Annotated in this window: 15 protein-coding genes; 8 read left to right on the plus strand and 7 right to left on the minus strand. The window is 39.2% G+C overall.

From position 1 onward, the window contains the following. Nucleotide 1: 1 nt before the first annotated feature. The 8 genes from AAGD16_RS17510 (at nucleotide 2) to AAGD16_RS17545 (ending at nucleotide 6,031) form a co-directional block, all read left to right on the plus strand. Nucleotides 2-712, plus strand: coding sequence for an SDR family NAD(P)-dependent oxidoreductase (locus AAGD16_RS17510; RefSeq protein WP_377115477.1), 711 nt, complete (start codon nucleotides 2-4; stop codon nucleotides 710-712). Then, a complete protein-coding gene (locus AAGD16_RS17515; RefSeq protein WP_138765366.1) occupies nucleotides 709-1,962 on the plus strand; it encodes an NAD(P)/FAD-dependent oxidoreductase in 1,254 nt (417 codons plus the stop codon). Before AAGD16_RS17510 ends, AAGD16_RS17515 begins: the two co-directional genes overlap by 4 nt. Beyond that, complete coding sequence (locus tag AAGD16_RS17520) at nucleotides 1,955-2,692, plus strand: DUF1365 domain-containing protein (protein ID WP_036954815.1); 738 nt, start codon at nucleotides 1,955-1,957, stop codon at nucleotides 2,690-2,692. The genes AAGD16_RS17515 and AAGD16_RS17520 overlap by 8 nt, the downstream gene beginning before the upstream one ends. Before the next feature lie 54 nt (nucleotides 2,693-2,746). Beyond that, nucleotides 2,747-4,009, plus strand: a complete 1,263-nt coding sequence (locus tag AAGD16_RS17525; RefSeq protein WP_377115482.1) for a class I SAM-dependent methyltransferase — start codon at nucleotides 2,747-2,749, stop codon at nucleotides 4,007-4,009. Continuing rightward, nucleotides 3,987-4,487, plus strand: a complete 501-nt coding sequence (locus AAGD16_RS17530) for a DUF2878 domain-containing protein (protein ID WP_013463262.1) — start codon at nucleotides 3,987-3,989, stop codon at nucleotides 4,485-4,487. The genes AAGD16_RS17525 and AAGD16_RS17530 overlap by 23 nt, the downstream gene beginning before the upstream one ends. Before the next feature lie 30 nt (nucleotides 4,488-4,517). Then, nucleotides 4,518-5,006, plus strand: a complete 489-nt coding sequence (locus AAGD16_RS17535) for a chalcone isomerase family protein (RefSeq protein WP_377115485.1) — start codon at nucleotides 4,518-4,520, stop codon at nucleotides 5,004-5,006. A 1-nt stretch (nucleotide 5,007) separates the two neighbouring features. Next, nucleotides 5,008-5,547 (plus strand): DUF3833 domain-containing protein, encoded by a 540-nt coding sequence (locus tag AAGD16_RS17540; RefSeq protein WP_013463264.1) that lies wholly within the window; start codon nucleotides 5,008-5,010, stop codon nucleotides 5,545-5,547. 208 nt (nucleotides 5,548-5,755) lie between these two features. Further along, nucleotides 5,756-6,031: an HU family DNA-binding protein gene (locus tag AAGD16_RS17545; RefSeq protein WP_008112559.1), complete on the plus strand. Its 276-nt coding sequence runs from the start codon at nucleotides 5,756-5,758 to the stop codon at nucleotides 6,029-6,031. Nucleotides 6,032-6,095: 64 nt separating this feature from the next. Here the strand turns inward: AAGD16_RS17545 and ilvN are convergent, their stop codons facing one another. The 7 genes from ilvN to ppnN all read right to left on the minus strand — a co-directional run bounded on the left by ilvN (nucleotide 6,096) and on the right by ppnN (nucleotide 14,241). Then, nucleotides 6,096-6,596, minus strand: coding sequence for an acetolactate synthase small subunit (gene ilvN, locus AAGD16_RS17550; protein ID WP_013463265.1), 501 nt, complete (start codon nucleotides 6,594-6,596; stop codon nucleotides 6,096-6,098). Then, nucleotides 6,596-8,320 (minus strand): acetolactate synthase 3 large subunit, encoded by a 1,725-nt coding sequence (locus AAGD16_RS17555; protein WP_377115490.1) that lies wholly within the window; start codon nucleotides 8,318-8,320, stop codon nucleotides 6,596-6,598. The genes ilvN and AAGD16_RS17555 overlap by 1 nt, the downstream gene beginning before the upstream one ends. 461 nt (nucleotides 8,321-8,781) lie before the next feature. Further along, on the minus strand, nucleotides 8,782-9,789 hold the full coding sequence (locus AAGD16_RS17560) for an isocitrate dehydrogenase (RefSeq protein ID WP_013463267.1): 1,008 nt from the start codon (nucleotides 9,787-9,789) through the stop codon (nucleotides 8,782-8,784). Between the two features lie 179 nt (nucleotides 9,790-9,968). Further along, complete coding sequence (locus AAGD16_RS17565; RefSeq protein ID WP_064663384.1) at nucleotides 9,969-11,651, minus strand: hypothetical protein; 1,683 nt, start codon at nucleotides 11,649-11,651, stop codon at nucleotides 9,969-9,971. After that, a complete protein-coding gene (locus AAGD16_RS17570; RefSeq protein ID WP_024600863.1) occupies nucleotides 11,651-12,046 on the minus strand; it encodes a DUF3192 domain-containing protein in 396 nt (131 codons plus the stop codon). Before AAGD16_RS17570 ends, AAGD16_RS17565 begins: the two co-directional genes overlap by 1 nt. Before the next feature lie 69 nt (nucleotides 12,047-12,115). Next, the gene (gene xni / locus AAGD16_RS17575) at nucleotides 12,116-12,889 is read right to left on the minus strand and encodes a flap endonuclease Xni (protein ID WP_013463270.1); all 774 of its coding nucleotides are present in this window, start codon (nucleotides 12,887-12,889) and stop codon (nucleotides 12,116-12,118) included. A gap of 8 nt (nucleotides 12,890-12,897) precedes the next feature. Continuing rightward, nucleotides 12,898-14,241 carry a nucleotide 5'-monophosphate nucleosidase PpnN gene (gene ppnN / locus AAGD16_RS17580; protein WP_013463271.1) on the minus strand — a complete coding sequence of 448 codons (1,344 nt, stop codon included), beginning with the start codon at nucleotides 14,239-14,241 and terminating at the stop codon, nucleotides 12,898-12,900. Nucleotides 14,242-14,269 lie beyond the last annotated feature (28 nt).

Consider the following 14,269-nt stretch of genomic DNA (forward strand, 5'->3'; position numbering starts at 1 on the left):
TATGATTACCCTTATTACAGGTGCAACGTCGGGTATTGGTGAGAAACTTGCTATTAAGTATGCTGAGCAGGGTGATACAGTCATTGCGTGTGGACGAAATACGCAAAAGCTCGCTGAACTTGCCAAACATAACAACATAGAAACCTGCCAATTTGACGCCACTAATTTACAAGATATAAAAGCGGCAACGTTAGGGCACACTCAATTCGACCGTGTAATTCTCAATGCTGGTAATTGCGAGTATGTTGACGATGCACGTAATTTTGATAGCGCCTTATTTGAGCGCGTTATTAATGTTAATTTGTTATCAATGGGTTACTGCTTAGAGGCGCTTTTACCAAAAATAGTCTCTGGCGGGCAATTAGTAATGGTTAGTTCAAGTGTTACTTATTTACCATTACCACGTTCAGAAGCCTACGGTGCATCAAAGGCAGGCGTTAGCTATTTAGCTAAGAGCCTAGCGGTAGATTTAACTGATGTTGATGTGACATTAGTACACCCTGGTTTTGTAAAAACCCCTTTAACTGATAAAAATGATTTCCCTATGCCGATGGCTGTTACAGCCGAAAAAGCAGCTGACTATATAATAAAAGGCGTCGCTAAACGCCGCAAAGAAGTTCATTTCCCCTATCGTTTTACACTTATACTTAAAGCATTGCGAATATTGCCACTTTCGCTTTGGCTTAAAATTGCAAAAGGATTAACCCGTTGAAAAAAATAGCAATAATTGGGACTGGCGTATCAGGTTTAACCTGCGGACATTTACTGCACAAGCATTACGATGTCACATTATTTGAAAAAAATGATTATATTGGTGGTCACACCGCAACTGTAGATGTAGAGCACAGCGGTATTAATTACGCGGTAGATACGGGGTTTATTGTATTTAATGATAGAACGTACCCTTATTTTGAAAAGTTGCTTGAACGCATTGGTGTAAAACGTAAACCGACACAAATGAGTTTTAGTGTGCATAACGAAGCAACCGGCTTTGAATACAATGGGCATACATTTAGTAGTTTATTTGCTCAGCGCAGAAATATAGTTAGACCTAAATTTTGGCGTTTATTGTATGACATCGTGCGTTTTAATAAGTTATGTAAGGCTTTGCACGCAAAAGGTCACTACACAGAGCAATCACTAGGTCAATTATTACAACAACATCGCTTTAATGATTTCTTTAAATACCACTACATTTTACCTATGGGTGCTGCCATTTGGTCTACTAGCATTAAAGAAATGGAAAATGTAGGGGTTGAGTTTTTTGTAAAGTTTTTCTTCAACCATGGTTTGCTAGACATTACCAATAGACCTCAATGGTACGTTATTCCCGGTGGCTCGCGAGAATACATTAAGCCTTTAATTGCCGGTTTTGCCGACAACATAAAACTTAACAGTCACATTAAGTCTGTCACTAGAAACGCAGAAGGCGTAACAATTACCTTTGCAGATGATCAGCAAGCACAGTTTGATAAAGTCATTTTTGCCTGTCACTCTGATCAAGCTTTAGCTTTGCTTGGCGATCCTTGTGAGCAAGAAACCACTGTTTTGGGTGCTATCCCGTACACAGAAAATTCAGTAGTACTTCACACTGATGAATCATTATTACCGGATAGAAAAGCCGCATGGGCAAGTTGGAATTATTTGCTCAATAATAATACCGATAAAGCGGCGGTGGTTACGTATCAAATGAATATACTTCAAGGGATCAAATCAGATACACAGTTCTGCGTTACCTTGAACCACTTAGAAGGTATTAATCAGAGTAAAATTTTACGTGAATTTACCTATCATCATCCTGTATTTAACCAAGAGTCTATTGCCGCCCAACAGCAAAAACATACCGTTGATGGACAAAATAACACGTACTTTTGCGGAGCGTATTGGTACAACGGTTTTCATGAGGATGGTGTGCGCAGCGCCGTTGATGTGGCCAAGCAACTTGGAGTAGAGTTTGACTAATGCAGTGTATTTAGGCGATGTTAAACATCGCCGTTTTGCTGTTAAACACCACGCGTTTAATTACCCGCTTTATATGATGTGGGTTGACTTAAATAACATCGAAGCACTTAACGGGGTACATAAACAACTTGGTACCACAGGATTTAAGGCTTTAAAATTTAAACAGTCTGATTATTTGAAAGGATTGCCGAATACTGACAATAACCCCATTGTAGAGCGTGCTCACGCTCAGTTAGCTGCGCTAGGGGTTACAGAAAAGTTCAGTCATGTTTATATGTTAGGGCAGTTACGCTGCTTGGGTATTTACTTTAGCCCCGTTAATTTTTATTTTTTTGGCCATGATGATAATCAATTTAGCTACATGGTCGCTGAGGTGAGTAATACCCCATGGAATGAACGACATTACTACTTGGTTCCACTACAAAAAAAAGTGAACTTTAAGAAAGTTTTTTCCGTATCACCTTTCATGAACTTAGATATGAACTACCATTGGACTGTTCGACAAAAGCAAGACAATATACTGATACGTATAGAAAATAAGCGCGATGACGAATTACTTTTTGACGCATCACTAAGGTTACAGCGTCAAACACTCTGCACAGCACAAATGAGTAAATTGCTTAAGCGTTTTCCAGCAATGACATGGTCTATTTTCAAAGGTATTTACTATCAGGCATTTAAACTGTTTGTAAAAAAAGTCCCATTTTTAGGTCATTCAGGTAGATCATAATTTTTTATTAATTTATGTTGTTTAACAAGTAATAACAATAATATAGGTAAGTGTATGGAAAAGGTATCGAGCTTACGCGTTCAAGAACGCACAAGTTGGTTTACTAACTTATACAAGAAGTTAGTATTCAAAGCGTTCTCGTCTATTGAAACAGGCCAAATAGTGCTTGTAGACAATAATCAGCAGTCTGTATTTGGCGATACGTCATCAGAGCTTAAAGTAACGGTAACCGTTAATGATACTGCTATGTATAAAGCATTTGCGCTCTCGGGAAGTATTGGCGCGGGAGAATCTTACATATTAGGGCAGTGGCAGTGTGATAACTTAACTCGGTTGATAGAAATTTTTGCAATTAACCAAGACCAACTAGACGCATTTGAAAAGAAATTCGCTTTTTTTAGTAACATTGCTCATCGTATAAACCACATTAAAAATAAAAACTCTCACTCGGGCTCTAAAAAGAATATTGTTGCACACTACGACTTAGGCAATGACTTATACGAGTCTTTTTTAAGCAAAGAAATGCTTTATTCAAGTGGCGTATACCCAAGTAAAGACGCCACCCTCGAGCAAGCACAGCAATACAAACTTCAGCGTATTTGTGAACAAGTCGAGTTACAACAAGGCGACACCGTCATTGAAATTGGTACAGGTTGGGGAGCATTTGCAATATATGCGGCTACTCACTACGACTGCCATGTAACAACCACTACCATCTCTGATGAACAGCACGATTATGTTGAAAATAAAATTAAAGAGCTTGGGCTTGAAAACAAAATAACTTTACTCAAACAAGATTACCGTTTACTAACCAGTAAATACGATAAGCTAGTATCAATTGAGATGATAGAAGCGGTTGGTCATGAGTACTTGCCTAGTTTTTTCACTCAGTGCGGTCAGCTATTAAAAGACGATGGTGCTATGCTTATTCAAGCAATTACAATTAGCGACCAGCGTTACCAGCATTATTTAAAAAATTCTGACTTTATTCAGCAATATATTTTCCCTGGTGGGTGTTTGCCTTCGCTCAACGAAATGAGTGAGCAAATAAAAAATCATACCGATATGAATATCCACACAGTTAGCGATATTGGTGCTCACTACGCAAGAACCCTTGCTGATTGGCGAGATCGTTTCATTGCAAGTTGGCCAAACCTCGATAGTAATAAATTTGATGAGCGATTTTATCGTCTTTGGCTATTTTATTTTGCTTATTGCGAGGGCGCATTTAGAACTCGCGCAACAAGCACCGTGCATTTAATGGCACGCAAACCCCGTTTTACGAGTAGTAATGATGAGATTGCACTCGCTTATTAATTTTGTACTGTTTCAAGTAGTGTGGTTTTTATGCCTACTGCTTGAACAGCATTCAATTGTCTATTCAACAGTAGTCATTGCATTAATGTTTTATTTGTCAGCGCAAAAAAAACAGGATGCTTTTTTGCTTCTAAAGTGCTTACCACTAGCCTTACTAAGTGAGTTTATCGCGGTTAAGTTCGGTCTGATTGAATTTAAAGTAGCGCCATTTCCACTTTGGTTAGTGTTTTTATGGGCTGCTTTATTGCTATGTATTAACACCTCTATGTCGTTTTTAACAACCATCAAACCTTGGCAAGCGTTTATTGTATGCTTAGTGTTTGCACCAGGAAGTTACTGGGCAGGGGCGCGATTCGATGTGTTAGAACTCGGCTTGCCGTTATGGCAATTTTGGCCTTTATACGGTGCTTTATGGGCTGCAACGTTTAGCGTTATTTTATTTATTAACGGTAAAATTGGCGCGTTTATTAAGCAATAAAACAATTGTATTTACTGCTTGGAGCTGATTATGAAAACGCTTTTAAATTTAGTACTAATTTATGCCCTGTTTAACCATGCTGCTTATGCTGATACCCAGTTTAACAAAGTGGGCGAGGCACGTATGGAATACCTTTTTTGGGATGTTTATGATGCAACGCTTTTAACTCCCTCTGGATCTTATAGTCCCAAGCAAACGCCGGTTAAATTTACTTTAACTTACCTGCGCGACTTTGATGCTAAAGACATTGTAAAAGCCACTAAAGAGCAATGGCAACATTTAGGTAAATCACAATTATCAGCTCGCTATGCAGATAAATTATTAGCCATATGGCCAGACATTAAAAAGGGTGAATCGTTAACCTTACTGACCGATCAGCAAGGACACAGTATTTTCTTTCACAATGACAATGAAATAGGCCGCATAGAAGACACCACTTTTGCAGATGACTTCTTAGCTATTTGGTTAAGTGAGAACACCTCAGAACCATCGATTAGAAATCAACTTTTAGGGATTTAATATGATTAATCTAAAACGTATCAAAGTAACTTTGCTACTGGTAGTAAGCTTCTTTATTGCAAGTTGTTCTGCGCCGAGTGTAGAGCATTACAAAGGCTCAGAACCTAATTTCGATTTTAAGACTTTTTTTAGCGGCGATTTAAAAGCCTACGGTGTTGTACAAGACTTTAAAGGCGAATTAACCCGAAAGCTTGTTGTAGACTTGAGCGCTACGTGGGATGGCAACCAAGGCGTTATTGAGGAAGACTTCGTTTATGATGACGGCGAAACCCAAAAACGTATTTGGAAAATAACCTTAAACGACGACAACACGTTAACCGGTACTGCTTCTGATGTTTTAGGCACGGCCACAGGCAAAAGTGAAGGCAGTGTTTTTCATTGGAACTACAATGTAGAAATTCCTTACGATGGCAGCACTTTTGAAGTTAACTTTGATGATTGGATGTATTTAGTCACCAACACGCGCTTGATAAACCGCACATCTATTGTTAAGTTTGGTGTTGAGGTCGGGGAAGTGACCTTAGTAATAGAAAAAATATAGCGACTCATCACAGTGCATAGCTGCACTATATTTGTGCTTAAATTAAGTTTTTGTTAACCCAACTCGCTGTATTTTACAGTGAATTATTATAATTTTACTAATTTTTTAGTATTTTAGATAAAAAACGTAATTTGCTGTTGCTAACTCTTCGAAAATGCATAAAGATAGGATTTGCGAAGGCAAAATAATAACGAATAGGAATCTAATAATGAACAAAGCTCAACTAGTTGAAAAAATCTCTACTGACGCAGAAATCTCTAAAGCAGCCGCTACACGTGCACTTGATGCATTCACAGGCGCTGTAACTTCTTCACTAAAAGAAGGCAACTCTGTTGCATTAGTTGGTTTTGGTACTTTTTCAGTTAAAGAACGTGCTGCTCGCACAGGTCGTAACCCACAAACAGGTGCAGAAATCCAAATTTCAGCAGCGACTATTCCAAGCTTTAAACCAGGTAAAGGTCTTAAAGACCAAGTAAACCTATAAGGTTTAGGTTTATAAAAATAATAAAAGGGCTATTAAGCCCTTTTTTTTTGCCGTAATTTAACGCTTATTTAGCTTTAAGCGCCTTATCTCCTCGCCCAATACCGACCGCGCCAGAGCGTACCACTTCTATAATGTCTGTTTCATGACGTAAGGTATCTAGAAACGATTCTATTTTATCGGTACTGCTTACCAATTGTAGGCTGTAACTTTGACGCCCCATATCTAAAATAGCGCCCTGAAATACGTCTACAACCCGTGTTACAGCAGCTCGCGTAGCTTCATCTTGAGCAAATACTTTTACTAGTAACAGTTCGCGCTCTATGTGGCTCATTTCGGTTAAATCAATCACCTTAAGTACATCGACCAGTTTATTTACCTGTTTGGTGATTTGCTCAACAATTCTATCATCGCCTTTAGTGGTGACAGTAATACGCGAGAGTGATTCATCATCAGTGGTTCCAACAGTTAAACTATCAATGTTGTAAGCTCGTTGAGAAAAAAGCCCCACTATACGTGATAACGCACCGGGTTCATTTTCTAATAATATAGATAATATACGACGCATTATGCCTTTACTCCTTTTCTTAACCACATTTCATCTATGCCACCGTGCTTAATTTGCATCGGGTAAACATGTTCTTTTTCGTCTACTAAAATATCTAAAAACACTAACCTATCGGTTATCGACATGGCTTTATCTATTGCTGGCTGTAATTCATCCAGTGTATTGACTCGTATTCCTACATGGCCGTAGCTTTCTACAAGTTTTACAAAGTCAGGAAGTGATTCCATATAGGAAGAGGAGTGTCTGCCGCCATAAATCATATCTTGCCATTGTCTAACCATACCTAGTGAACGGTTATTTAACGAGATCACTTTTACCGCTAAGTTGTATTGTAAACAGGTAGAAAGCTCTTGAATGTTCATTTGAATAGAGCCATCGCCAGTCACACATAAAGACTCTTTATCAGGAAAGGCGAGCTTAACCCCCATTGCAGCCGGTAAACCAAAGCCCATGGTGCCTAAGCCGCCTGAGTTGATCCACTGACGAGGGTGCTTAAATGGATAATACTGCGCCGCAAACATTTGGTGCTGGCCCACATCTGAACTGACATAAGCATCACCATTAGTCGCTTTATAAATAGCCTCTATAACTGCTTGAGGTTTAATTTTATCGCCATCGGTATTGTAGTTTAAGCATTTTTGTTCGCGCCAACTGATCACTTGTCGCCACCAATCTTCTTGTGCACTGCGGTCTATTTTTACTGGGCTTTTATCTATAGCAGTTTGTAACTGTTCAAGTACCGTGGCTAAACAGCCAACAACCGGAATATGTGCTTTTATGGTTTTGGAAATTGAAGTCGGATCGACATCTACATGCACGATAGTGGCATTAGGGCAAAACTTTTGTACGTTATTGGTAACTCGATCATCGAATCGTGCGCCAAGGGCTAAAATAACATCAGCATTGGCCATGGCTTTATTTGCTTCTAATGTACCGTGCATACCCAACATACCAATAAAGTTAGGGTGAATGCCTGATATACCGCCTAGTCCCATTAGGGTATTGGTAATAGGGGCATTAAGCGATTCGACTAAGTGGGTTAGTTGCTCTGATGTATTTGAAAGCACAATTCCGCCACCAGAATAAATAACCAGCTTTTTCGCTTCTAAAATAGTAGTAACGGCCTTACGAATTTGTTTAGAGTGACCCTTGGTATTAGGGTTGTAGGTTCTGAGTTCTGTTGCCGCTGGAAAGTTGTAAGCAAAGGTTAGCTCAGGGTTAAGCATGTCTTTAGGAAGTTCAACGACAACTGGGCCTGGGCGACCTGAGCTGGCAATATAAAAGGCTTTAGCAAGAATATTGGGAATTTCACTAGCGCTTCTACAATTAAAGCTATGCTTTACAATCGGACGAGAGCAGCCAACAATATCCGTTTCTTGAAACGCGTCATCGCCAATTAAGTTGGTTGGCACTTGACCTGATAACACCACCATCGGAATAGAATCCATATACGCAGTTGCTATGCCTGTTACACAGTTTGTTGCCCCTGGTCCAGAAGTGGCAAGTACAACACCGACTTCACCGGTTGCTCTTGCGTAACCATCGGCCATGTGTGTGGCGGCCTGTTCGTGACGGACTAAAATATGTTCAATATCATCTTGCTGAAATAGCGCATCATATAAGTCTAATACTGAGCCACCGGGGTAACCGAATATATACTTAACGTTTAACTCTTTTAATGACTTAACAACCAATTCAGAGCCATTATATTCTTGTTTACTCATCCTCATTCCTCTGTTGACTGATTTATGCAAAAAAAAACCCCCGCGTAGTGCGAGGGTTTTAAAAAGCATATTTCACCTTTTAATACATCCCCGCTGGGCTTATCACTAAGACCAGTACGAGTAAGACTAAAAGACGAAATTGTGTGTTCATGATGTTTTGCTCTTTAAAATAAAATGCTGTTTAAATTACAATTTTTGTATGTGGTTATTTTTAAGGCTTTTGCGCGCTCATGTCAACCCAAAACTAAAGTTTTTGGATTAAAAATTCACTTTTATATCTTTTTTAATCTTAAATTCTAATTGTTATGAAATATTCTCACTTTAAAAGCAGAAATTATGCATTTTTAATTTTAAGGAGTAGGGAGCTTAAATACACATTAATTACATTAAAGTGATACAAGCGGTTTTGAGCAGGCATAAAAAAAGCCAACAGATGTTGGCTTTATAATTCAATTATACTGTTACAGACGGTCGATTACCGACTGAGTGAAGTCAGTTGTACCATGGCTGCCGCCTAAATCGCGAGTAGTACGGTCGCCTGATTTAATTACATCTGCCACTGCGCTACGAATGCGCTCTGCCGTATCGCCCATATTTAAATGCTCTAGCATTTGAATAGACGCTAAAATAACTGACGTAGGGTTTGCTAGGTTTTTACCTGCAATATCAGGTGCGCTACCGTGAACAGCTTCAAAGATAGCCGCATCTTCACCAATGTTAGCACCAGGCGCCATGCCTAAACCACCAACTAAACCAGCACATAAATCAGATAAAATATCGCCGAATAGGTTAGTCGTTACAATTACGTCAAACTCTTCCGGTGTCATTACTAGTTTCATACAGGTTGCATCAACAATCATTTCAGTTGATTCAATCTCAGGGTAACGTTCAGCCACTTCACGAGCAACTTTTAAGAACAAACCCGATGTTGATTTTAAAATATTTGCTTTATGAACAGCGGTTACTTTTTTGCGGCCTTCGCGTACAGCTAGCTCGTATGCAAAAGTAACGATTTTTTCAGCGCCTTCACGCGTGATCACAGACATTGCCTCAGCTTCGTTGCCATCAGCACTCACTACTTGACCTGCACCTGAATACATACCTTGGGTATTTTCACGAACAGTAATAATATCAATGTCATCGTAACGTGCTTTAGTACCTGCGAACGACTTCACAGGACGAACATTAGCGTATAAACCAAACTGCTTACGAAGTGTTACATTGATTGATGTAAAGCCTTCGCCTACAGGGGTCGTTAATGGACCTTTTAAAGTGATTTTATTTTTAGCAATCGTGTCAATTGTTTCTTGTGGAAGCAATTCGCCCGTTTTTTCAAGCGCAGCGAGGCCAGCGTCAACAAATTCATAATCAAAATCGCATCCTGCGGCTTTTAGTATTTCAAGTGCTGAGTCGATAATGCTTGGGCCGATGCCGTCGCCTTTGATCACTGTTATGGTTTGTTTGGCCATGAACTTTTCCTTTAAAGATTTGGATACACACATAAATAAAAAATACTCACAGAGTTTAGACTACTTATATGACAGGGGTGCTAAATTTAAGCCGGCATTTATACCAATTTATTGAACATTTTGCCAGTTTATACTGCAAATACAGGGTATAACTTTAATTTATAGTGATAATAAGTTAGCTAAATACTATTGTGCAGACCTAATTGCTGCAGGGATTGATAAAAAATGGCCTCACTTTTCCAGCCATGGCGGGTGAGTTGTTGATTTAATATCTGCTGTTGCCATGCTGTTAATGGCTGGTTAGGTTTAAGTACGCGCTGGGCTACAACTTTCAAAGCTGCCCACAACTTAGCGCTATCATCGAGCTGCTTTTTAGGCAATGTTTCAGCTTTTAATAACGCTATTGCCCAAGGGTCGCTACTAAGTAATTCATTAAGCTCATTAGTTAAATGAGGGGTATCAACATTGTTTATGCCAAAAAATGTGCATATTGGCGTATCTAAGGATTTATTCGGTGTTTGGTCTAGGGTGATTTTTCTAGAAACTTCTGGGCTGTAATTAATTAATAGATAATATAAATAGGCATATAGGCTCAAACTAATGCGTTCACTTTGCAAATTTTTATCGTGTTTTACTAACAGCTCTACAATGTTGACTAAACAACCCATGCGGGTACACAAAAATGTATGTAAAGGATGGGCAATACTATTTACTAACTGCTCGAAAACCATGCCTTGAATAATCGCAGGGGCCTTATCGTAACCGACCATAGACAAGCTATGCCTTAAATCTTTTGCCGGTTGCAGCTCTTTATTATACTGTTTTACTGCATGGCACACTGATTTTATAACATTAGGATAAGGGGTAAGTAATGTATTTAATGCTTTGTAACTGTACTCTTGTTGGTTTTTTATTTGTTTAACTAATTCGTACAAAGAGGACTGTGTATTGTCACTCTTATGAACAATATGCAGGTATTCACTGTCCCAAACTTTTAAAAACAAGCGATCGTCATTACACGGCCATGCCTTTGAGCCATCCTCTAATGATGCTTTTATTCGATACCAGGCCATTTTTGTATTGGCATTATTAACGATAATATGACGGCCTGCCGAATCTGTAGCCAAATAAATCATTGTTTGGTCAGCATAAACCACTTGGCTACCTGGTACATATTGTCCAACGTGTGCCACTAAGTCTTTTAATAGTCCCTGTGCAAATGAGTTGGGGGTTCTTATGTACAAATCAGCTACTGCTTTATAAAAACTAATATGCTGCTGTTTTGCGTTGCAGGTTACGTTAAGCGCCAAAATATTTGCCAAAGCAACCAATACACTGGCTCCGTCATAAAGCATGACTTTAGGCGTGTTTAATAATGCGTGTTTGTATTTGGCTAGTTTAGCTAAAATATGGGCAATTTGATGTGCTGGTTGTTGTGATGTCAATATCACTTTGGCAGCGAGTTTATGGCGTAACTGCCACATTTTAGTGTCGGTATTAGTAAATGCTTGCTGCTGGGCTAGTTTATTCAACTGATTAGCAACACAAAGGTGTTCCACCAATGAGGCACTGATATAAAGCTCTGTTAAGTGTTTATCGTAATTTTGGCTAGCACTTAATGCACAAGTTAAAACACATTGATTAACCACTAAATTGGTTGCAAAGCTATAGTGTGTTTTATACAAATTGAGCTGAGCTTGTAACGCCGCTGGGTTTTGTTTATATAACGCTGCGTATTGTTCTGCAAGTTTACAAACAATCGGGTAAAAAGTATGCCACTGGTTTTTATTATTATGTGAACCTAAAAGCAACTGTGTGCTTTCGAGTAGCTTTTTTAGGTTACCCGACAGTGGTGCTTCCATTAAATTGTTCCATCATTTTGCTCAAGGTATTTTTCATAAGCACTTGGGCCCCACATTATTAGTTGGCCGTTTTTAAATAATAACCCGGTACATTCATCCATGGTGGTAATGCCATCCGAGGTTTTATGTTGTGTACGATAAAATATAACTTGCCACACCTGTTCACCATCGCGCTTGGCGTAGGTTAAATCTGGGCTGCCTAAATATTCAAGCACAGCGTTTAGCGTAAAAGCATCTTCTAAGCGCAGTTTTTCAATATAGCGTTTATTGAATGCTTCGCGGTCTTGCCAAATCATTGCTTGTGGATCGTCTTTATAAAACATAATAACCGACGTGGCTATCAGTGCATATAAACCTAATCCCAATATCAAATACCTAAAAAACTTTTTAAACATTGCCTACCCAGACCAATATAACTATTACTAGTATACGTATTGCGATCGTTCAGTGCCATTAACTTGCGACTAATTAAGCCTTAACTGCTTTAAACTAAAGCCTAAGTGGATATCAGTACGCAAACTCACCAGTTGTTTAGAAATAACAAACATATCCATATCATCAGCAAGCTTTTTTTGTAAGCGCGCACTTAATGATTCATCGCTTAATGCCTCTTCGAGAGTGTTGTACTGATTCACCAATTGTTGTGCCGATTTAACACCAATGCCTTTAACACCTGGAATGTCATTGGTTTTGTCTCCTGCCAGGGCCCAAAAGTCTATGAGTTTGTGTTGTGCCACGCCAAAACGTTCTTGGATATGCTGCTGTGTGAGCTGTTGTTTTTTAAAGTAATCATAAACTTCAATTTGCTCATTTAAATGCGGTAAAAACCCTTTATCGGTAGAGACAATAGTGTTATTTATCTGATTGTTGGCGGCTTTATGGGCTAATGTTGCAATAATATCATCGGCTTCATCGTTAGTCGGCTCAAATACCACAATGCCGGTTTCTTCAATGGCCGCTTTAAAATGTGGCAAGGCTTCTTTTAACGTTTGTGGCATCGGGGCGCGCGAATGTTTGTAATCTTTGTAAAAGTGATAGCGCCAACTTTTATCGCCATCAAATACAGCAATTGCATGGGTTGCATTAGTGGTTGTTATGAGTTTTTTGCAGGCATGTGCTACTCGAGCGCAGCATGCTTTTAACATATGTTCGTCGCTGTGATGCGTTTGGTTAGCATCAACAGCATAGATGCGCCTAATTAAATTAAGCGCATCAATAAGAAGTAAATGGGGATTCAATTATAAACTCACGCTTTTATTGTATAACAAGGAATATACTTACTGCCAGGGAGCTTCATTCTACCTTGTTCTACAAACGCTTGTAAAAGTGTGTCCATTGCTTTCATTAAATCAGGCTCGCCACTGAGGACATATGGGCCGTCTTTTTTAATCGCATTTAAACCTTCTTCTTTTACATTTCCCGCCACTATTCCCGAAAACGCACGGCGTAAATTAGCCGCTAACTGTTGTTTGGGTTGATCAAGGTGTAAATCAAGCGAAGCCATGGCCTCATGAGAGGGGTAAAAAGGTTGCTGAAAATCACTGTCTATTTTCAAGGTCCAGTTAAAGTAATATGCATCCCCTTGGCTTTTACGGTATTCGCGTACACCATTCATTGCCGACTTTAACTTTTGGCTTACTAATTGAGGATCATCAATAATCACTTCAAATTTATCTAGGGCTGCATCGCCTAAAGTCATTTGAATGAATTGACACAGCTCCTCAAAGTAAGCTTCACTTTGTTTTGGACCGGTAAGAATAACAGGTAAACATTGCTTTTCGTTTTCAGGGTGCAACAAAATGCCTAATAGATACAATAGTTCTTCAGCTGTGCCTGCACCACCAGGAAAAATAATAATGGCATGAGCGGTGCGAACAAAGGCCTCAAGTCGCTTTTCAATATCGGGTAAAATAACCAGTTCATTCACAATCGGGTTAGGTGGCTCAGCTGCAATAATGCTGGGCTCAGTTAAACCTAAATAACGGTTGTTAGTTATACGTTGTTTGGCATGACCAATAGTGGCGCCTTTCATCGGGCCTTTCATTGCACCAGGCCCACAGCCAGTACAAATATTTAACCCGCGTAAGCCTAATTCGTAACCTACTTGTTTAGTGTATTTATATTCTATTTCGTTAATAGAGTGGCCGCCCCAACATACAATCATGTTAGGTTCACTATTTACTTTAAGAGCGTCGGCATTTCTAAGCATGTCAAAAACCATGTGGGTAATGGCTTTAGTTTCTTGGAGATTTTTTTCATACTTTTGGCAAATAAATAAGATATCGCGAATAACCGAAAATATGTGCTCATGTATGCCGGTGACTATGTGGCCGTCAACGAAGGCCGTTTGCGGCGGGTTCTCTAATTCAATTTTAATACCGCGTTCACGGCTTACTAAACGAATATCAAAGTCTTTATGTTTTTCGTATATATCGTTACTTACATCGGTATGGCTGCCTACATTAAGCACAGCTAAAACACAATTTCTGAATAACCTGTAGCGTTCGCTTGTTGATGACTGTTCTAGTAGGTCTACTTCTAGCTGCGATAATAAATCTAATACCCCTGTTGGGTTTAACTGTATTAGCATCGGCATTCTCCTTGATACTTCTTGGGTA

The organism is Pseudoalteromonas sp. M58 (genome assembly GCF_042604605.1).
GTDB lineage: Bacteria > Pseudomonadota > Gammaproteobacteria > Enterobacterales > Alteromonadaceae > Pseudoalteromonas > Pseudoalteromonas tetraodonis.